The organism is Streptomyces sp. NPDC048257 (assembly GCF_043201855.1).
In the GTDB taxonomy this organism is placed as follows: Bacteria; Actinomycetota; Actinomycetes; order Streptomycetales; family Streptomycetaceae; genus Streptomyces.
Genome location: NZ_JBICZI010000001.1, coordinates 416,594 through 434,272, shown reverse-complemented (window position 1 = coordinate 434,272; position 17,679 = coordinate 416,594). Strand labels below are relative to the sequence as shown.

Genomic DNA, 17,679 nt, shown 5'->3' with positions numbered 1-17,679 from the left:
CGCTCTCAGCCGTGAGTGGCGTCGATGACGCAGAAGCGGTTGCCTTCGGGATCGGCCAGCACCACGAAGTCGGGGTCCTGCGGGTAGGAGTCCCAGTCGACGTGCCGGGCACCCAGCGACACCAGCCGAGCCACCTCCGCCTCCTGCTCCGCCGCGTCGGCCGCGTACAGGTCGAGGTGGACGCGCGGGCGTTCCTGTGCGGGCGTGACGCTGTGGCCGAGCGCCAGGCCCGGCCCACCGCCGTCGGCCGGGACCAGGACGGTCCAGCCGTCCTCCACCTGCCCGTCGCGGGGGACGTACCCCAGCGCCCGGCTCCAGAATTCCGCGGCCCGCCGCACGTCCGCGGCGCCCATGACGATCGTTCCCAGGGTCAGCATGATCCAATTCTGACAAACCCGGGCCGGACCCGCGGGCACTTCGGGCGACATCCCGTAGGAGGTGTTCAGACGACACGCACTACGGCTGCGCGGGCCGTCCGATCGCCGCCATCGCCGCGTCGTCGTCCAGGGTGTTGCCGGCCGCGTGCGCGAGCAGGTCCTCGCACAGACGGTCCAGCAGCGCCTGCGGGGACAGGCCCGACCACGCGGTCACCCGCTGCGCCGGCGGGCAGAAGGTGCCCGCCCCGTCGCGGGCCTCCGGCACGCCGCCGTGCAGAGGAGCAGGACGTCACCCTCGGCGAACGCGAAGGTCTGCGCCGTGACGGCCGAGGTCACCAGCCCGGCGAGCCCCAGCGGCGGCGCCGGCCGGTCCACCTCCGGCTGGACGGCTCCGCCCGCGCGCGGCAGGAGCAGCGGCGACGGATGGCCACAGCTGACGAGGTGCAGTACCGGCTCGGCGTCGGGGATCTCCAGGACGGCCGCGGTCACGAAGCTCTCGCCCGGGTCCCGGCGCCGTCCAGGTCCGCGGAGACCGCCGCCTCCAGGGAGTCCACCAGGCCCGGCAGCCCGGCCTCCTGGTGGGCGGAGGCCCGGAATGCGCCGAGCACCAGCGCGGCGTCCCCGACCGCCTCCAGCCCCTTGCCCCGGACATCGCCGATGGTCAGCCGGGTGCCCGAGGCCGTACGGGCGGCGGCGTACAGCTCGCCGCCGATCTGGGCCTCGGCCGCGGCGGCCAGGTACACGGAGGCGACATGCAGCGGACCGATCCGGTCGCGCAGCGGCCGCTGGACCACTTCCTGGGCGGTCTCCGCAACCGAACGCAACTGGATCACCTCCCTCTCGTGCACCTCGCGGAGGTGGGCGAATAAGGTCACGAACGCCGAGATCATCACGAGCGCGATGATCTGGAAGGTGTGGTTCAGATCGGTCAGGCCGGTGCCTGCCACGGCGATCGCCACCTGGGCCAGTACCGCGACCAGCCCCACGAAGCCCGTCATCCGCGGCCCCGCGGACGACGCGGTCACGGCCGGTGCGGCGACGAGGAACGGGCCGAGGTGGGCGCCGGGGGAGCCGGCAGGTCGACCGCCGTCACGAGGGCGATCATCGCGAACGGGACCGCCAGCTGCACGTGGCTCACCTTCGGGAACCGGTGGTGACGACGTCGGTGCGAGGGCCGGAGATCCATCCCTCCTGCATACACCGCAGGCGATCCGGACCCCCGAAGCCAGGCCGCCGCAGACCCGGCCGGTACGGGAGAGGGCCTACGGGCGACGGCGCGGCTTGCCGCCGCCCTTGCCGCCCTTGGCGCCACCGGAACCACCGCGGGGGTTCTTGCCCGCCGGCTTGCCGGACGCCGACTTGCCGGTCCCCGGCTTACCGGCCCCCGACTTCCGCTGCGCGCCGCCCGCGCCCCCGCCCGTCTCCGGGCGCTTGCGCTTCGCCTTGGGCTGCGGCGGCGTCGGCGCGCGGCCCCGCGTGCTGTTCACGGTCCGGCCGCGAACGATCCCGATGAACTCCTCCACCAGATCGGTGGTCTCGTCCTGCGGCCACGACAGAGCGACCCGCGAGGCGGGCGCGTCCGAGACGGGCCGGTAGGTCAGGTCCTTGCGGTGGTGCAGACGGGCGAGCGACTGCGGGACGACGAGTACGCCGATCCCGGCCGCCACCAGCTCGATCGCATCCGCCGTCGTCTCGGGGCGCTCGATCGCGGGCTTGCCCGGCAGCTGCTCCCACTCCAGGGTGTCGTCGAGGGGGTGGAACACGATCTCGTCGGCGAGATCCTCGGTGGACACCTCTTCCGCCGCCGCCACCAGGTGGTCCTTGGGGACCACGACCACCGTGGTCTCGGTGTAGAGGGGGATCGCGCTGAGATCGTCACGGTCGACCGGCAGCCGGACGAATCCGGCGTCGGCGCCGCCCGCCCGCAGTACGCCGAACGCCTCCGTCGGGGACACCGAGACCAGGGTCAGCGGGACGTCGGGCAGCCGCTCGTTCCAGATACGCACCCACTTGCTGGGTGTCACCCCGGGGACATAAGCGAGCCGGAACGAATGGGGTACTTCCGAGCCTGTCACCCCGCAAGGTTACCGGTCGTGGTCGGAGGTAGCGCACACGCTCGATACTCTTGACACCATGACGTCGCACCAGAACACCCAGACGATGAAGCCCGCGACCGCGGCGAAGAAGCTGGGCGTGTACCTCGAGGCCACCCCCGCAGAGTTCCAGGAGGGTGTCGTCTCGCGCAGCGAATTGAGTGCGCTCCAGGCCGACCCGCCCCAGTGGCTGCAGGATCTGCGCGCCAACGGTCCGCACCCCCGGCCGGTGGTCGCGTCCAAGCTCGGCGTGTCCATCGCCGGCCTCGCCCGCGGCGGGGTCACCGAGCCCCTCACCACGGAGCAGATCGAAGCACTGAAGCAGGAAGCCCCCGAGTGGCTGCAGCGCGAGCGCGCCACCCAGGCCGAGGTCCGCAAGGAGACCGTCCGCATCAAGGAGAAGAACGCGGAGCGGGCCGAGAAGACGCGCGACCAGAACTCCTGACCTGCGGCTCCGCCGTCCGCCAGGCCTGGCTTCCTCCTGAGGAGGCCGGGCCTGACGCCTTTCCCCGGGCTTCGGGGCCCGGGGGAATCACCCCGCCGTCCCGTCGCCCCTCAGCAGCCGCACCGCCCGGTCGAGCCGGGTCCGCCTGGTCTTTGGCGTGAGTGCCTGGAGCAGCGGCAGGATCACCTGGTAGCGCCCGGTCCGGTCGAGCGCCTCGAACGCCTTGCGGGCCTGCGGATCCGTCTCGAACGCCGCCGCGAGGTCGGGCGGAACCGTCGCCGTCCGCTGCGACTCGTAGGCGTGCGTCCACCGCCCGTCCGCCTGCGCCCTGCGCACCTCGGCGAGCCCCGGCTCACGCATCCGCCCCGCCGCCATCAGCTCCGCGACCTTGTCCACGTTCACCTGCGACCACAGGCTCTTGGGCCGGCGCGGCACGTACTTCTGCAGGTAGTACCGCTCGTCGACGGCGCGCCGCTGCCCGGAGATCCAGCCGTAGCACAGGCCGATGTCGACCAGCTCGTCATCGGTGACCGACGCGATCCCGGACTTCTTCCTGGCCAGCTTGATCCACACGCCCTCGTGGCGTGCGTGGTGCTCTGCGAGCCAGCTCTCGAACGCCGCGCCGTCCGCGAAACAGACGATCTCCACCCCGCCCAGTTCCTCCATCCGCCCAGGCTATCGCCCGTCGGCGCAGAGTTCGCCGAGCACCTCCTCCAACGAAGGCCTGCGTGTGTCGAGTTCGAGGATCACGATCCCGTGCTCGGTGGCGAGGGCGCCGACGCGTTCCGCCGTCATCCCGGTCACCGCGAGCCGGCCGGGCCCCGACAGACGGGCCCGGACCACCTTCGCGCCCTCGCCCGTCAGCACCGCGGCCAGTTCGGCGCGGTGCGCGGTGCCCACCACGACCCGGGCCGCGGCGCTCCGGGCGGCGAACTCGGCCGCGGACTGCGCGAGCACCGTCCGGCCCCGGTCGAGGACGACGATCCGGTCGGCCGTCTCCGTCATCTCGGCCGCACCGTCACCGGTGATCGCGACCGTACGGCCCTGGGCGGCCAGAGCGCGCAGCAGCCGACGGGCCCACCGCACACCCTCGGCGTCCAGCCCGGCCAGCGGCTCGTCGAGGACCAGCACGAGCGGATCCCCGAGCAGCGCCACCGCGATGCGCAGCCGCTGCCGCATCGCGGGGGTGTACGTCCCCACGCGCCGCCGCGGTTCCTGCGACAGGCCCGTCTCCGCCAGCACCTCGGCCACCCGGTCGGCCCCGATGCCCTGGGCGCGGGCCAGCGCCCCCAGCAGTGCTCCGGCCGTGCGCCGGCCGCGCAGTGCGGCCGGCTCGGGCAGCGCCCCGACCTGGTGGGGGCTGCGCAGGCGGCCGCGCAGCGGGACCCCACACACGGCAACCGTGCCCGCGGTGGGGGAGTCCAGCCCCAGGATCAGGCGGAGCGCGCTGGTCTTGCCGGCCCCGGCGGCGCCGAGGAACGCGGTGACGGCGCCGGGCGGGGCCGTGAGGGAGAGCCCGTCCAGGGCGGTCCTGTCGCCGTGCGTCTTGGTGAGTTCCTTGACCTCGATCACAGGGCCACCCTGCCCGGGCGCCGGCTCACGGACATCGGGCCGTCGGCGGAAACCGCGGCGGCACCATGGCCCGGGGGTGTAAGCCCGGGGGCCGATGCCCGGCCCCCGGACGGCTGGCTACGGTCAGGCCATGGACAAGCCACCGAAGAGCACGACCAGCCGTCCCGGCGAGGACGGTGCCAAGAACGCGAAGACCGCCCGGAGTTCGACATCGACATCACGGCCGGGGACGGCCCTCGCCGCCTGGGGAGGCGCGGGCCTCTACGCCCTTGTCCTGGGCCTGCTGATCGGCGGTGTCCCGTACGCGGCCGGACCGCTCCTCGGTGCCGTGCTGCTTCTGGCCGTGACCCCGCTCGTCCCGCTGCTCCGGCGCCGGCCCCTGGCAGCGCTGACCCTGACCCTCCTCGGCGGCATGGTCGTCGCGGGAGCCAGCCGCGATCACAGCCCGGGCCGGTTCCTCGTCTTCCTCGCCTCGGACCTCGTCCTCGGTCTCATCGTCGCCACCCGCCCCCGGCGGGACGCGGTCATCGCCCTCGTCATGGTGTTCGTCGTGGAACTCCCCGCCGTCGGGCTGCTGTCGGTCGGCCCCTACGACCTGATGAGCACCAGCCTGATCGCGTTCCTGTCCCTGGGCGCCGTCTACATGACCGGCCTGCGTTTCCGCGAGCGCCGGGAGCACACGGCCGAACTGCGCACGAAGGAGGTGTCCGAGGCCGTCACCGCCGAACGGCTGCGCATCGCCCGCGAGTTGCACGACATGGTCGCGCACAGCATCGGCGTGATCGCCATCCAGGCCGGTGTCGGCAGCCGGGTCATCGACACGCAGCCCGCGGAGGCCCGCGCCGCCCTGCGCGCCATCGAGTCCACCAGCCGCGAGACCCTGGCGGGTCTTCGCCGCACGCTGGTCGCGCTGCGCCAGGCGCAGCCGGACGGCCCCCGGGGGCAGGCACCGCTCGGACCCGCCCCCGGACTGGCGGACCTCGACGGGCTGGTGGCCACCACGGCCGGCGCCGGCGTGCGGGTCGACGTACGGTGGGAGGGGCGGCGCGGCCAACTGCCGCCCGAGATAGACCTGTCGGCGTACCGCATCGTGCAGGAGGCACTGACCAACGTGGTGCGCCACGCCGGCACCGGGCACTGCCGGGTCACCATCGGCTACGGGGAAGAGGAGCTGACCGTGGAGGTCGTCGACGAGGGGCGCGGCGCGCCCGACGGCATGGAGAGTACGGGATTCGGCATCACGGGGATGCGCGAGCGGGTCGGTCTGCTGCACGGCCGCTTCAGCGCCGGTCCCCGCGCCGGCGGCGGCTTCCGCGTCGAGGCGGCGCTGCCGCTGCCGGTCACCGCGACGGCCGTGGACGGGCTCCGATGACCGTCGCCCCCGCGCGGGCCGTCCGCGTCCTGCTGGTGGACGACCAGCCGCTGGTCAGGTCCGGCCTGCGAGTCCTGATGGCCGACACCTGCGACCTGGAGGTCGTCGGTGAGGCCGGAACGGGCGGCGACGCCGTCCGCCTCGCCGCCGAGCTCCACCCCGACGTGGTGGTGATGGACATCCGGATGCCGGGCATGGACGGGATCGAGGCCACCCGGCGGATCACCGCGGGGACGGAGGCCGTCAAGGTGCTCGTGCTGACCACCTTCGACGAGGACGACCACGTCTACGGGGCGCTGCGCGCCGGTGCGAGCGGATTCGCCGTGAAGGACATGGCCGTCGAGGAGATCCTCGCGGCGATCCGGGTGATCGCCGCGGGCGACGCCCTGATCGCGCCGGGCGTCACCCGCAGGCTGATCGCGGACTTCGTCCGGGCGCCCGGGCCCGCGGAGCCCCGGGAGCGGGCCCCGCGGCCGGTCGTGGGGATCACCGAGCGCGAGCGGGAGGTGCTGACCCTGGTGGGGCGGGGCAGGTCGAACGGCGAGATAGCCGAGGAGCTGTTCATCTCGGCGGCCACGGCCAAATCGCACGTGTCGCGTCTGTTCACCAAGCTCGGCGCCCGGGACCGCGTCCAACTCGTCATCACGGCCTACGAGATGGGGCTGGTCTCACCACCCCGCTAGGAGGTCGGGGCGCCGGGGCACGGTGGTGCTGAATCGATTCCTCAGGCGGTCACGGTCTCCGGGCGGTTCTCGCCGCGGCGCCCGAGGGAGGCGTTGGAACGCGAGGAGAACAGCCCGTCCACCGCCAGGGCGCCGGGGCCGGTGAACACCAGCAGGAGGAAGGCCCAGCAGAACATCGCCGAGGCCTCGCCACCGTTCTGCAGCGGCCACAGCGCGCCGGGCTGGTGCACGGTGAAGTACGCGTACGCCATCGAGCCGGAGGCGACGAAGGCGGCCGCCCGCGTGCCGAGACCCAGCAGGATCAGGGCGCCGGCGACGAGCTGGATGGCGGCGGCGTACCAGCCGGGCCAGGTGCCGACGGCGACGGTGCCACCACCGTGCGCACCGCCGAGGACGCCGAAGAGGGAGGCGGCTCCGTGCGAGGCGAAGAGCAGTCCGGTGACGATCCGGAACAGGCCGATGGCAAAGGGCCGGGCATGGTCGAGACGTGCGTTCATGGGGGGAGGCTCCTTCGGTCGGGGACGGATCCCGAAGTCGTGCCGAGGCCCTCGAGCGAGGGCGAGCCACAGGTTAGGTACGCCTAACCCGGCTGGCAAGCGCGACTTCCGGCCACCCGCCGAGGGGGTCCGACGCTACCCCGCTGCCGCAATGCCGTGCCCGTGGCGCGCGCGGCGTTCCCCTCCATGGCGGAGCCGGGCGATCGGGGACCCGCCGGTCCACTCGCCTGTGACGGACCGGCAGGTCCGCGTCCGGGTCCGAGCCCAGGACCGGCCCGGACCCCTGGAGGTGCATCCCGCGCAGGTTTGCTTGACCTTGCGTGCACGAGGTTTCGGCGCCCGACCGGATGGTTCCCGCGCCGGTCGGCCTTGTCCGCTGGCGGCCCGCGGACCGGTGGGGTCCGCTGGAGGCGTGAGCATCCTCCCCGGACGCGACTGGTGGACCGGACTCCCGCCCGCGGCGGGGGCCGCCGTCATGGCCACCGGCATCATCTCCGTCGGCCTGCACCTGACCGGGCACGACGGCGTGTCACTGGTCGCGCTGGTCGCCGCGGTGGCGCTGTGGCTCGTACTCGCCGCCGACTTCACCTTCCGGCTGCTGGGCGACCGCGGGCGGTTCCGCGCCGAGGCCGACACACCGGCTGCCCTGACGGCCGTCGCCGCCACCACCGTCATCGGGGCCCGGTTCTCGGCACAGGGCTGGCAGACCGCGGCCGCCGTGCTGCTCGCGGTGGCCGCGGTCCTCTGGCCAGTGCTGCTGTTCAACGTCGTACGGCACTGGCGGCGCCGCATGCCGGGGGCGGCGTTCCTCGGCTGCGTGGCCACCCAGGGGCTTTCCGTCCTGGCCGCGTCCCTCGCCGCCGCCGACCACCAGGACTGGCTGGCCCGGTCGGCGCTGGCCACCTTCTGCCTGGGGCTGCTGCTCTACCTGGCGGCCCTCTTCCGCTTCGACCTGCACGAGGTGGTGGGCGGAGCCGGTGACCACTGGGTGGCGGGCGGTGCGCTCTCCCTTTCCGCGCTGGCCGGATCCAAGCTCACCGCGTCACCCGAATGGAACGGTTCGGCGCACGCCACCCTGCGTACCGTCACGCTGGCCGTGCTCGCCCTGTCCCTCGTCTGGTACGTCGTCCTCCTCGCCGCCGAACTGCGCCACCCGCGGCCGCGCTACGACATCCGGCGCTGGGCCACCGTCTTCCCGCTCGGCATGACGGCCACCACCTGCCTCTCCGTGGCGGGCCCGGCCGGCATCGCCTGGCTGCGCCCGCTGGGCGAGGTCCTTCTCTGGATCGCCGTCGGCGCCTGGCTGCTGACCTTCGCCGCGCTCGTCGGCTCCCACCTCACCGCCGCGCGCGGCGCGCCGCGCCGATGAGGCCGCCGCGCCCCGCCGTGTGGCGACGGCGGTGACACCTCAGTAGGGTCCCGGCATGGCGTACACATTCCAGGTGACCATCGACTCGGCCGACCCGCACACCCTCGCCGACTGGTGGGCGGACGCCCTCTGCTGGGAGGTGGAGCCGAGCGACGAACCGTTCATCCGCGGCCTGATCGAAGCGGGCCACGCGAGCGAGGCCGACACCACGACCCACCACGGCGTCCTCGTCTGGAAGGTGGGCGCCGCGATCCGCCATCCGGAGGGTCCGGAGGGTTCGCCCCGCGTCCTCTTCCAGCTCGTCCCCGAACCCAAGACGGTCAAGAACCGGGTCCACCTCGACGTCCGTACGGGCTCCGACGACCCCCGGGCACTGGTCGAACGCCTCATCGCCAAGGGCGCCAAGCACCTCCACGAGGGCCGCCAGGGCCCCAGCGTATGGACGACCCTCGCCGACCCCGAGGGCAACGAGCTCTGCGTCTCCCACTAGGAGGTGTCTTGCCGGTCAGGCCGGGTTCGCTCGTTGTGCCGGCCGGAGTGACGACGTCTCCAACCGGTCAGGGTCCGCAGGCTGTCCGAGCAGGAGGGAGCATCCGGCCTGGTCGGCCACACGGCAGGAGGCCGGGTTGGCCGCCGAGTGGCACGGGCGCAGGCGATGCAGGCCGAGGTCGTTCAGGGCCCGCTGCGAGGGCCTGTCCCGTGCCCCGGACAGGGCCTACGACGGCTTGACGGAGGACCATGCGGTGACGGTCACCTGGTCGTCGCAGAAGGCGAACACGCCGTCGTCCATGGCGATCTGGTGCCTCCCGGCGCCGAGTACGCCGATGACCAGCGTCGGGTAGGCGGCAGGGGTCGCGCCGGACGCGCAGTAGCCGTCCGCCTCGCCCTGGACCTGGACGAACGTGAGCTTCGTCCAGGCGCGGGCGCCCGGGGCCAGCAGCACGTCGGCCGCGGCGGGGCCGGTGTGGGTGGTGGCCAGCGGCCTGTTCTTCTCCGGGGAGCCGTTGCCCGCCGCCGCGACCGTCGGGTACCCGTGCACCGTGCAGGAGGACGCGGAGGTGTTGGCGACGGAGACGACGGCGGCCCCGGTTCCCGTGCCCGGCGGGCGGACGTCGGCCTGGTGCGCCTCGGAGACCTCGATGGCGTCGCCCGTGCAGGGCTTCTTCGTCACGCCGCCGGTGCCGCCGGAGGAGGAGCCGCCCGAGGACGACGCGCCGCCCGTGGAACCTCCGCTCCCGCCGCCGCTGGTCGTTCCGCCTTTGGCGCCGCCGGTGGGCGTGGGCTCGGCCGGCCGCGAGTCCGCGGGCGGCGTCGACGGGCCGACGGCCCCGCCGTCGACGCCGGTCGGCGTACAGCCTGTCATCAGAGCCGCGGCCGCCAGGGCCGTCGCCAGAGCCGCCGCGGTCCGGCCGATGCCTGCCGTGTACTGCATAGGGTGCTCCCCGAGGTTCACGACCGGTCCCACACCGGCACTCGCGTGCAGGTACACGGCCCCCTGACCCGAGCAGGTTCCCGCCGCACGCCGTTGTGGCGGTTCCGTGACGCGCCGATGACGAACGGTGATCACCCCGGCGCCGTACACCGGGCACGCGCGGACAGCCCGGCCGGTAACCCCGGGCGGGCGCGCGACGCCGGAACCCCGGGCGGGCGCGCGACGCCGGCTACGGCACCTTGTCGCGTTGCCGGCAGCGTCCGGATACGCCCGGCACGAGGGCCTCCCTTGCGACGCAGCGCATCCGGCGCCGCGCGCTGATCCATCCGGCCTGATCGGCAAGACAGCCCTTAGGCTGCCCTCCGTGAACGTCATCCTCTTCGGCGCGACCGGAATGCTCGGCCGCGGCGTCCTTCGCGAGTGCCTGCGCGACGGTTCGGTCGAGAGCGTGCTCGCCATCGGACGTACCCCGCTGGGAGTCAGCCACCCCAAGCTCCGCGAGCGCGTCCAAGACGATCCGTCCGACCTGTCGGCTGCCGGGGTCGACCCGGCCGCGTACGACGCCTGCTTCTTCTGCCTCGGGGTCTCCTCCGTCGGCATGAAGGAGGAGGCGTACCGGCGTGTCACCTACGACCTGACGCTCGCCGTGGCCCGCCCGCTCGCGGCCGCCAATCCCGGCATGACCTTCGTCTACGTGTCCGGCGAGGGCACGGACAGCACCGGGCGGGGCCGTTCCATGTGGGCCCGGGTCAAGGGCAGGACCGAGAACGACCTGCTCGAACTCCCCTTCCGCGCCTACATGTTCCGCCCCGGCGTCATCCAGCCGGTGCGCGGTGTGCCCTCCAAGGCCCGCCTCTCCCGGATGTTCTACGCGGTCCTCGGACCCCTGGTCCCGCTCGTGCGGCGGGTCGCGCCGAACCTCGTCATCACCTCCGAGACCTTCGGCCGCGCCATGATCGCCGTCGCCACGCCCGGCACCGAGGTCCCCGGCCACATCCTGCGGCCCGCCGACATCAACCGCCTGGGCGGTGCCCCGACCAGGCATAATTGACTACCGGGCACACCCTCCCGCACGTGAGAATGAGCCATCTCAAACCGGGAGGACCCCATGAGCCAGGAGACCCTGACTCTGCATGACCTGCTGCCCGCCCAGGCGCTGGCGGACTCGATCGACGCCGGGTACGTGACCCGCAAGTCGCACCCCGAACTGCCGCTGTCCATTTACACCTACACCCGGACGGCCCAGTACGAACGCGTCTGGAACGAGGTCACCACACGCTGCCGCGGACTCGTCGCCGACGACACCACCGGCGCGATCGTCGCGTTGCCGCTGCCGAAGTTCTTCAACGTCGGCGAGCACGAGTCGGGTCAGCCGTACGCCCCCGCCCTCCCGGACGAGCCGTTCGAGGTCTACGACAAGGTCGACGGCAGCCTCGCCGTCGTCTTCCACTACGCGGGCCGCTGGCGGGTCGCCTCCAAGGGGTCCTTCATCAGCGCCCAGGCGACCTGGGCCCAGCGCCGGCTCGACGGCCTGGACACCGCGGCCCTGTGCCCCGGCACCACCTACCTCGCGGAGATCCTGTACCCCCAGAACCGCATCGTCGTCGACTACGGCGAGCGCCGCGACCTCGTCCTCCTCGCCGCTTTCGGCCGGGACGGCACCGAGGTCCCGCTCGCCGAGGCCGCGTCCCACTGGGAGGGCATCGGCTCCGTCGTCACGGTGTGGCCCGCCATGCCCATCGACGAGCTGATCGCGCTGACCGAGTCCAACACCCTGCCCGGCGGCGGCGCCGCGACCGGCACCCAGGCGGAGGGCTTCGTGCTGCGGTTCGCCTCCGGCGTGCGCGCGAAGGCCAAGCTGGCGGAGTACGTACGGCTCCACCGCGTGCTCACCAAGGTCACCGAGCGGGACATCTGGCGCGCCCACGGCATCCAGCGGTTCGCCGGCCTGCCCGTCAAGCAGGTCGCCCAGGGTCTCGGCACCACGGTCGCCGAGATCGAGGCCTCGGGCGGCAAGCCGCTCGACGCGCTGCTGGACCAGGTGCCCGACGAGTTCGACACCTGGGTGCGCCAGGTGATCGACCGGATCGAAGGCGAGGCCGCGGCGCGCGAGCGCGCCGTGGACGAGGCGTACGCGGGACTCGCGCACCTGGCCGCCGACCGGGGAGCCTTCGCGCGCGCCGCGAAGGAACTGCCCGACCGCGAGGTCCGGGCCGCGATGTTCCTGCGCCTGGACGGCCGGTCCACGGACCTCGTCGTATGGCGCAACGTGCGGCCGGAGACGTCCGACCCCTTCACGAACGACGAGGAGAACTGACCCGTGTCCGAGGAGACACTCGCGAACACGGCTGCGCGCGCGGCTGCGAACACCGCCGTGCGCGAGGCCATGAACGAGAACGAGGCCGAGAACGAGGCCCTGGCCCTGGCCGCGGCCGAGGAGGCCCCGCTGCCCGTCGTCCACGTGATGACGGGCCTGCCGGCCTCCGGCAAGACGACGGCCGCGCGCGCCCTGCAGGCCGCGGCCGGCGGCCGCATGCGCCGCGTCAACCTCGACGACCTGCGGCTCATGCTCGACCTGCCGGACCCCGAGCGGGGCCGCAGCTACGCGCACGAGCAGACGGTCCTGGCCGTCCAGGACGCGGCGGTCCGCGCGGCGGTCGACGGCGGTTTCGACGTGGTCGTCGACAACACCCACCTGACCAAGCACATCCCCAAGCGGCTCAAGGCGGCGGTCGGCGGTCTCGCGACCTTCGTCGTGCACGACTTCACCGACGTCCCGCTGGAGGAGTGCCTGCGCCGGGACGCGGCCCGGGAGCGCCAGGTCGGCGAGGAGATCATCCGCATCCTGGCGGCGAAGCACGAGAAGGCGCGCAGGGGCGGCTGGCGGCTGACGGCGGAGTGGATGAACGGCGGGGCGAGCGGTCCGGCCGTGCCGCCCGTGACGGAGTACGTCCCCGACCCGGCGCTGCCGACGGCGGTGATGTGCGACATCGACGGCACGCTCGCGCTGACCGGTGACCGGGGACCCTACGACTTCTCGCGCTGCGAGCTCGACCTGCTCAACGAGTCGGTACGGCACGCACTCGACGCCTTCCGGCGCGCCGACGGCGACGTCATCGTGCTCCTGTCGGGGCGCAGCGAGGAGCACCGCGCGCAGACCGAGTCCTGGCTGCGGCGCCACGAGGTGCCGTACGACGAGCTGTGGATGCGCGCGGCGGGCGACACGCGCCGCGACGACGTGGTGAAGGCGGAGCTCTTCGACGCGCACGTGCGCCACCGGTACGCGGTACGGATCTCGCTCGACGACCGGGACCGGGTGGTCGCGGTCTGGCGCCGGATGGGCCTGCCCACCTGGCAGGTCAACTACGGCGACTTCTGAGGTCCGGGCGCCGTGGCGAGCGTACTGATCGTGGACGGCGCGAACGTCGTCGGCTCGGTGCCGGACGGCTGGTGGCGGGACCGGCGGGGCGCGGCCGTGCGGTTGCGCGACCTGCTGGCCGGGCGGGGCAGGGACGAGGAGGTCATCCTCGTCGTCGAAGGCGCCGCCCGGGGCGTCGAGTCCGTGCCCGGAGTCCGGGTGGACTCGGCGCCGGGGAGCGGTGACGACCGGATCGTGGAGCTGGCCGCCGCCCATGCGGAGCGCGGCTGTGTCGTGGTCACGGCCGACCGTGCACTGCGGGAGCGGGTCCGGGCGTACGGCGTGGAGTGCGTGGGGCCGCGTGCCGTACGCCCGGTGGACTGACCGGCTGACCGGCTGACCGGAGTCAGGTCGCGGTCAGCGGCAGTACCGCACCTCGGAGAGGTTCTTGACGTAACGGGCGGAGACCCAGCGCTCCTTGTCGTACGCGACCTTGGGCGTCGCGCCGCCCTGGTCCCAGTTGCTGTTCCGCTCGGCCAGGCGGTACCAGATGCTGTTGCCGTCGACCTTGTCGCCGTGCTTCTTGCAGGAGATCTCGACCCTGCTGTTCGGGTACACGTGGCCGAGGGACTGGGCGCGGGTGCTCGGCCTGCTGCGGACCGTCAGGGGTCCCTTCGACACGACCCTGCCGGTGGCGTCGTTCTCACCGGGGTACGCGCCGGGCTGCGCCCCGCCGCCGACGACGATCTCGCGCGGCGGCACGTTGCCCGTCGGACCGTCGTCCGCGACGGCGGCGCCCGCTCCGACCAGACCGAGAACCAGGCTTCCGGTGGCGAGAGCGAGGGTGGTTCTGGTGGGCTTCAGCATGAGCCGGCTCCTCTACGAAGTCATCCGCCCGGCCGCGACGCGCGGCGCGGGGCGGCAACCAGGTGGTTGCCAGGGACGACTATGACGAGGACGGGGCGCGTAGCCCCGGTGGCTCACCGTCCTTTAACCCGATATGACCAATTTGCCCTCGGCCTTGCGGCGGCCGCGCCCTCCCCCGAACGGGCACGGCCGCGCAGCGGGCCCCGGGGGCCGGGGCCCGGGCCGGCCGGTGAACCGACGGAGGGAAATCTACGGGCGAACCGCTCCCGGCCGCGCCCTTCCAGAGGTTGACAGCGGCGTACCACCGTGGGAGGCGGCCCCGTACAACCCCTGCAGTACACAGGCGGGTTGAGGCGCACCTCGGCGCACGTCCCGTGGCGGTCCAGTGGCGGTCCAGTGGCGGTCCGGATCCGGTCCGGATCCCGGCCTCCGGTCGCCGGCGATCCCACACCGGCACCCCCGCGCCGACACCGCTACGGCGCACGTCTACCGCCACATGCGCAGACCGGCCCTGATCGCCCGGTCCCGGATGCGGGCGGCGGCGGCCCGCGCGAGAGTGGGTGCCATGGGTATCGATGACTACGGCGGCGGCGCCGGCGCGCAAGAGAGCGGCGTCCTTGTCGTGACCACCAACGACGTCCCCGGCTACCGGGTCGAGCGCGTCATCGGCGAGGTCTTCGGCCTCACCGTCCGCTCCCGCCACCTGGGCAGCCAGATCGGTGCGGGCCTGAAGTCGATGATCGGCGGCGAGCTGAAGGGCCTCACCAAGACGTTGGTGGAGACCCGGAACCAGGCCATGGACCGGCTCATCGAACAAGCGAAGGCGCGTGGCGCGAACGCCGTGCTGATGATGAGGTTCGACGTCACCGACGCGTCCGACGTGGGAACCGAGGTGTGCGCCTACGGGACGGCCGTGGTCCTCGTCCCCGCCTCCACCTGACCGTCGCCCCCTACCGGACACCTCCGGTCACGGTACGTCCAGGACGGCACTCCGTTCGGTCCATGGGCCGCGGGTGAGGGTCGCGGCCACCCCTCGGTGGCCGCGACGATCCCTTCACACGGGGCACACGGGGCCGTTGCGGCGGTGGCTACCGCTTCCAGAGCGTCACTTCGGTGAGGTACGTCGGGACCCTGTAGAGCTTCTCGGTCGAGGGCTCCACGCTGACGATCTTCACCATGGCGAGGTTGCCCTTGGACGTGACGGTGCACAGCAGGTCGCCCTGGACGATCGCGCTGTCCGCGCCGGAGAGGTCCGACTGCGGGAGCCGGTCCGGGATGGGGTCGGTGGCGGCCCCGGTCTCGCACTGCTCGGGGGCGGGGCCCTTGCTCTTGCCGAACGAGGTTCCGCTCTTGACGTCCTCGAAACCCATCGCCAGCTCCCGGTCCTTCCAGCCGATCTCGCCGGACGCGGCCACCTTGGGGAAGTCGAGGTCGACGTCGTTGACCTTCCCGAACTCCCGGGGCGCCAGGAGCTTCAACGGCTTGTCCTGGAACACCACGGTGTAGGCGCGGCCGGAGGGCGAAGCCTTGGCCGAGGCCGGCGCCGAGGGGGTCGGGCCGCCTGCCTGCGCCGCCGGCGCCGCATTGTCCTTCGGGGCGTCCGCCTTCTGCTGCGCGCCCTCGTCGTCGCTGCGCGTCAGGTACCAGGTGCCGCCCGCCGCGAGGGCGACGGCCAGGACTCCCGCGCCGACGGCCAGCGGCACGCGGCTGCGGCGCGCGGGCCCGGGGGAGGGGGCGGGAGAGGGGACGGGGGCCGCGGGTGCGGCGTACGAGGCTGCGGCGGTGGGCGCGGCGTACACCGGCGCCTGGGTCGGCGTGTACGCCGCGGGGACGGGTCCGGGCGCCTGCGTGGGCGAGTACGCGGGCGGCGGCGGGGTCTGCGTCGGCGCCGCGGCCGGGGACGGCACCGCCGCCCGGGCCTGGGCCTGCGCCGACTGCTCGCGCCGCGCGATCTCGGCGGCCAGCGGCGCGGGCAGCCAGCCGTTGAAGTCGCGCAGGTCCCGGCCCGCCACCTGCCCGCACCACTCGGCGAGCTCGGCCGGGCGGGGCCGCCGGCCGGCGTCGGCGTGCAGGCAGCGCTCCAGCAACTGCCGCAGTGGTTCCGGGTAGCCGCTCAGGTCCGGCGCCTGCTGCGGGGTGTTGGCTATCGCGGCGGCGATCGACAAACCCGCCCCGTCGCCGTACGGGTGGCGGCCGGTGGCCGCCACCGCGGCGATCAGGCCCAGCGCGAAGACATCGGTCGCCGGGGTGACCGTCCGGCCGAGCGCGTGCTCGGGGGACATGTACTGCGGTGTCCCGATGAACCCGCCGCTGCGCGTCAACTGGGTGGAGTCGGCGGCCCGCGCGATCCCGAAGTCGATCACCCAGGGGCCGTTCGAGCCGAGCAGGATGTTGCTCGGCTTGAGGTCGCGGTGCACCACCGAGGCGGCGTGGATGGAGTGCAGGGCCTGCGCCGTGCAGCCGATCAGCTGGAACACCGCGGGCAGCGGCAGCGCTCCGTGGGTGGCGAGCGCGTCGTCGAGCGCCAGTCCCGGCACGAACGCGGTGGCCAGCCAGGGCTGTTCACCACTGGTGTCGTGGTCGACCACCGGCACGATGTGGTAACCCTGCACGAGGCGGGCCGCCTGCACCTCGCGTTCGAAGCGGACCCGGAAGTCCTGCTCCCGGGCGAACTCGCGGCGGATGACCTTCAGGGCGACCGGCTGGTTGCCCCGGGTCCTCGAGAGGTACACGGAACCCATGCCTCCTTCGCCGATCTTGGCGAGCAGCCGGTAACCGGCTATCTCCTGCGGATCCTCCGGCCCGAGCGGTCTCAGTACGGCGGCGTCGGTGTTGGGCATGGGCTCCCCCTCGATGATCACTGGCACCAGATCCTAACGGGGGCGTCGCCCGCCACCGCACCCCGCCAGTACGGTGGTGCTCCGGCGAGGAAGGGGCGGCCCGATGACGCAACGCAAGTCCGCGGCAGATGTGTTCGACGAGCTGGGGGAGCGCTACGAGGAGGTGTTCGGCAGGGTTCCCGGCCAACTGGCCGCCCTCGACTGGCTCACCGCCCGACTGCCCGCCGGAGCAAGGGTGCTGGACGTGGGCAGTGGCACCGGACGGCCCACCGCCGAGGCACTGGTCCGGGCCGGCTGCGCCGTCACCGGCATCGACGTCTCGGCGGCCATGGTCGAACTGGCCCGCGCCAGAGTCCCGCAGGCCCGCTTCGAGCAGGCCGACGTACGCACCTACACGCCCGAGCCGGCCGGTTTCGACGCGGTCTGCTCCTTCTTCCCGCTGCTCGTGATGGACCAGCCCGAAGTCGCGGGTGCACTGGACCGGATGGCGTCCTGGGTCGCCCCGGGCGGGTACTTCGTGATGGCCACGGTGCCCGGGGACATCCGGGGCGTGGACATCGAGTGGATGGGCCACGAGGTCACCGTCAGCAGCCTCTCCACGGCGGATCACCTGGCCAGGCTCGCCGACCGGGGCCTGGAGGTGCTGCACCACCACACCGCGCTCTTCCAGCCCGCCGACGACCGGGCGGGCCCCGAGGAGCACCTCTTCTGCTACGCGCGCCGGACCCCGTGAGCGCCGGTCAGCGGACCGGCCGCCCGGGTACGGACTGCCGG

The 17,679-nt window shown here is 73.3% G+C and carries 22 protein-coding genes; 11 read left to right on the top strand and 11 right to left on the bottom strand.

Annotation, left to right across the window (positions count from 1 at the left end; genetic code table 11):
- Positions 1-5: 5 nt before the first annotated feature.
- The 5 genes from ACGFZK_RS02170 to ACGFZK_RS02150 form a co-directional block, all read right to left on the bottom strand.
- Positions 6-377 carry a VOC family protein gene (locus tag ACGFZK_RS02170; RefSeq protein ID WP_393846901.1) on the bottom strand — a complete coding sequence of 124 codons (372 nt, stop codon included), beginning with the start codon at positions 375-377 and terminating at the stop codon, positions 6-8.
- A gap of 79 nt (positions 378-456) precedes the next feature.
- Positions 457-591, bottom strand: coding sequence for a hypothetical protein (locus ACGFZK_RS02165; RefSeq protein ID WP_393846900.1), 135 nt, complete (start codon positions 589-591; stop codon positions 457-459).
- A complete protein-coding gene (locus ACGFZK_RS02160; RefSeq protein WP_393846899.1) occupies positions 588-866 on the bottom strand; it encodes a SpoIIE family protein phosphatase in 279 nt (92 codons plus the stop codon). The genes ACGFZK_RS02165 and ACGFZK_RS02160 overlap by 4 nt, the downstream gene beginning before the upstream one ends.
- Positions 863-1,375, bottom strand: a complete 513-nt coding sequence (locus tag ACGFZK_RS02155) for a SpoIIE family protein phosphatase (RefSeq protein WP_393846898.1) — start codon at positions 1,373-1,375, stop codon at positions 863-865. Before ACGFZK_RS02155 ends, ACGFZK_RS02160 begins: the two co-directional genes overlap by 4 nt.
- 264 nt (positions 1,376-1,639) lie before the next feature.
- Positions 1,640-2,452 carry a LysR family substrate-binding domain-containing protein gene (locus tag ACGFZK_RS02150; RefSeq protein ID WP_393846897.1) on the bottom strand — a complete coding sequence of 271 codons (813 nt, stop codon included), beginning with the start codon at positions 2,450-2,452 and terminating at the stop codon, positions 1,640-1,642.
- A 58-nt stretch (positions 2,453-2,510) separates the two neighbouring features.
- On the opposite strand from ACGFZK_RS02150, the gene ACGFZK_RS02145 reads away from it, so the two are divergent.
- Positions 2,511-2,915, top strand: coding sequence for a DUF5997 family protein (locus ACGFZK_RS02145; RefSeq protein ID WP_393846896.1), 405 nt, complete (start codon positions 2,511-2,513; stop codon positions 2,913-2,915).
- 87 nt (positions 2,916-3,002) lie between these two features.
- Here the strand turns inward: ACGFZK_RS02145 and ACGFZK_RS02140 are convergent, their stop codons facing one another.
- Together ACGFZK_RS02140 and ACGFZK_RS02135 are read right to left on the bottom strand one after the other, a co-directional pair.
- On the bottom strand, positions 3,003-3,581 hold the full coding sequence (locus ACGFZK_RS02140; RefSeq protein ID WP_393846895.1) for a YdeI family protein: 579 nt from the start codon (positions 3,579-3,581) through the stop codon (positions 3,003-3,005).
- Between the two features lie 9 nt (positions 3,582-3,590).
- The gene (locus ACGFZK_RS02135; protein WP_393846894.1) at positions 3,591-4,487 is read right to left on the bottom strand and encodes an ATP-binding cassette domain-containing protein; all 897 of its coding nucleotides are present in this window, start codon (positions 4,485-4,487) and stop codon (positions 3,591-3,593) included.
- Positions 4,488-4,617: 130 nt separating this feature from the next.
- Between ACGFZK_RS02135 and ACGFZK_RS02130 the strand changes: the two genes are divergently transcribed.
- A complete protein-coding gene (locus tag ACGFZK_RS02130) occupies positions 4,618-5,859 on the top strand; it encodes a sensor histidine kinase (protein ID WP_393846893.1) in 1,242 nt (413 codons plus the stop codon).
- Positions 5,856-6,542: a response regulator gene (locus ACGFZK_RS02125; protein WP_393846892.1), complete on the top strand. Its 687-nt coding sequence runs from the start codon at positions 5,856-5,858 to the stop codon at positions 6,540-6,542. The genes ACGFZK_RS02130 and ACGFZK_RS02125 overlap by 4 nt, the downstream gene beginning before the upstream one ends.
- A gap of 41 nt (positions 6,543-6,583) precedes the next feature.
- Here the strand turns inward: ACGFZK_RS02125 and ACGFZK_RS02120 are convergent, their stop codons facing one another.
- Entirely contained in the window at positions 6,584-7,039 is a 456-nt protein-coding gene (locus tag ACGFZK_RS02120; protein ID WP_393846891.1) for a DoxX family protein, read from the bottom strand.
- Between the two features lie 412 nt (positions 7,040-7,451).
- Between ACGFZK_RS02120 and ACGFZK_RS02115 the strand changes: the two genes are divergently transcribed.
- Both ACGFZK_RS02115 and ACGFZK_RS02110 read left to right on the top strand, forming a co-directional pair.
- Positions 7,452-8,408: a tellurite resistance/C4-dicarboxylate transporter family protein gene (locus tag ACGFZK_RS02115; protein ID WP_393846890.1), complete on the top strand. Its 957-nt coding sequence runs from the start codon at positions 7,452-7,454 to the stop codon at positions 8,406-8,408.
- Positions 8,409-8,463: 55 nt separating this feature from the next.
- The gene (locus ACGFZK_RS02110) at positions 8,464-8,898 is read left to right on the top strand and encodes a VOC family protein (protein WP_393846889.1); all 435 of its coding nucleotides are present in this window, start codon (positions 8,464-8,466) and stop codon (positions 8,896-8,898) included.
- Between the two features lie 225 nt (positions 8,899-9,123).
- On the opposite strand, the gene ACGFZK_RS02105 is transcribed toward ACGFZK_RS02110, so the two are convergent.
- Complete coding sequence (locus ACGFZK_RS02105; protein WP_393846888.1) at positions 9,124-9,840, bottom strand: DUF4232 domain-containing protein; 717 nt, start codon at positions 9,838-9,840, stop codon at positions 9,124-9,126.
- A 364-nt stretch (positions 9,841-10,204) separates the two neighbouring features.
- Between ACGFZK_RS02105 and ACGFZK_RS02100 the strand changes: the two genes are divergently transcribed.
- The 4 genes from ACGFZK_RS02100 to ACGFZK_RS02085 are packed head-to-tail and all read left to right on the top strand — an operon-like array spanning position 10,205 to position 13,582.
- Positions 10,205-10,891 carry an epimerase gene (locus ACGFZK_RS02100; protein ID WP_393846887.1) on the top strand — a complete coding sequence of 229 codons (687 nt, stop codon included), beginning with the start codon at positions 10,205-10,207 and terminating at the stop codon, positions 10,889-10,891.
- Between the two features lie 57 nt (positions 10,892-10,948).
- A complete protein-coding gene (locus tag ACGFZK_RS02095; RefSeq protein ID WP_393846886.1) occupies positions 10,949-12,157 on the top strand; it encodes an RNA ligase in 1,209 nt (402 codons plus the stop codon).
- A gap of 3 nt (positions 12,158-12,160) precedes the next feature.
- Positions 12,161-13,219, top strand: coding sequence for an AAA family ATPase (locus ACGFZK_RS02090; protein ID WP_393846885.1), 1,059 nt, complete (start codon positions 12,161-12,163; stop codon positions 13,217-13,219).
- 12 nt (positions 13,220-13,231) lie between these two features.
- Positions 13,232-13,582 (top strand): NTP pyrophosphohydrolase, encoded by a 351-nt coding sequence (locus ACGFZK_RS02085; RefSeq protein ID WP_393846884.1) that lies wholly within the window; start codon positions 13,232-13,234, stop codon positions 13,580-13,582.
- 33 nt (positions 13,583-13,615) lie between these two features.
- On the opposite strand, the gene ACGFZK_RS02080 is transcribed toward ACGFZK_RS02085, so the two are convergent.
- Positions 13,616-14,065: an SH3 domain-containing protein gene (locus tag ACGFZK_RS02080; protein ID WP_393846883.1), complete on the bottom strand. Its 450-nt coding sequence runs from the start codon at positions 14,063-14,065 to the stop codon at positions 13,616-13,618.
- A 565-nt stretch (positions 14,066-14,630) separates the two neighbouring features.
- Between ACGFZK_RS02080 and ACGFZK_RS02075 the strand changes: the two genes are divergently transcribed.
- Positions 14,631-15,005, top strand: a complete 375-nt coding sequence (locus ACGFZK_RS02075) for a YbjQ family protein (RefSeq protein WP_393846882.1) — start codon at positions 14,631-14,633, stop codon at positions 15,003-15,005.
- 148 nt (positions 15,006-15,153) lie between these two features.
- On the opposite strand, the gene ACGFZK_RS02070 is transcribed toward ACGFZK_RS02075, so the two are convergent.
- Entirely contained in the window at positions 15,154-16,905 is a 1,752-nt protein-coding gene (locus ACGFZK_RS02070; protein WP_393846881.1) for a serine/threonine-protein kinase, read from the bottom strand.
- A gap of 103 nt (positions 16,906-17,008) precedes the next feature.
- Here ACGFZK_RS02070 and ACGFZK_RS02065 point away from each other — a divergent pair, with 103 nt between their 5' ends.
- On the top strand, positions 17,009-17,638 hold the full coding sequence (locus tag ACGFZK_RS02065; RefSeq protein ID WP_393846880.1) for a class I SAM-dependent methyltransferase: 630 nt from the start codon (positions 17,009-17,011) through the stop codon (positions 17,636-17,638).
- Positions 17,639-17,679 lie beyond the last annotated feature (41 nt).

Excerpts from the sequence above, each read along its gene's own strand:
- ACGFZK_RS02170 (WP_393846901.1), bottom strand. The coding sequence starts at position 377 with ATGCTGACCCTGGGAACGATCGTCATGGGCGCCGCGGACGTGCGGCGG.
- ACGFZK_RS02155 (WP_393846898.1), bottom strand. The coding sequence starts at position 1,375 with ATGACGGGCTTCGTGGGGCTGGTCGCGGTACTGGCCCAGGTGGCGATC.
- ACGFZK_RS02145 (WP_393846896.1), top strand. The coding sequence starts at position 2,511 with ATGACGTCGCACCAGAACACCCAGACGATGAAGCCCGCGACCGCGGCG.
- ACGFZK_RS02140 (WP_393846895.1), bottom strand. The coding sequence starts at position 3,581 with ATGGAGGAACTGGGCGGGGTGGAGATCGTCTGTTTCGCGGACGGCGCG.
- ACGFZK_RS02130 (WP_393846893.1), top strand. The coding sequence starts at position 4,618 with ATGGACAAGCCACCGAAGAGCACGACCAGCCGTCCCGGCGAGGACGGT.
- ACGFZK_RS02125 (WP_393846892.1), top strand. The coding sequence starts at position 5,856 with ATGACCGTCGCCCCCGCGCGGGCCGTCCGCGTCCTGCTGGTGGACGAC.
- ACGFZK_RS02120 (WP_393846891.1), bottom strand. The coding sequence starts at position 7,039 with ATGAACGCACGTCTCGACCATGCCCGGCCCTTTGCCATCGGCCTGTTC.
- ACGFZK_RS02110 (WP_393846889.1), top strand. The coding sequence starts at position 8,464 with ATGGCGTACACATTCCAGGTGACCATCGACTCGGCCGACCCGCACACC.
- ACGFZK_RS02105 (WP_393846888.1), bottom strand. The coding sequence starts at position 9,840 with ATGCAGTACACGGCAGGCATCGGCCGGACCGCGGCGGCTCTGGCGACG.
- ACGFZK_RS02095 (WP_393846886.1), top strand. The coding sequence starts at position 10,949 with ATGAGCCAGGAGACCCTGACTCTGCATGACCTGCTGCCCGCCCAGGCG.
- ACGFZK_RS02080 (WP_393846883.1), bottom strand. The coding sequence starts at position 14,065 with ATGCTGAAGCCCACCAGAACCACCCTCGCTCTCGCCACCGGAAGCCTG.
- ACGFZK_RS02075 (WP_393846882.1), top strand. The coding sequence starts at position 14,631 with ATGGGTATCGATGACTACGGCGGCGGCGCCGGCGCGCAAGAGAGCGGC.
- ACGFZK_RS02070 (WP_393846881.1), bottom strand. The coding sequence starts at position 16,905 with ATGCCCAACACCGACGCCGCCGTACTGAGACCGCTCGGGCCGGAGGAT.
- ACGFZK_RS02065 (WP_393846880.1), top strand. The coding sequence starts at position 17,009 with ATGACGCAACGCAAGTCCGCGGCAGATGTGTTCGACGAGCTGGGGGAG.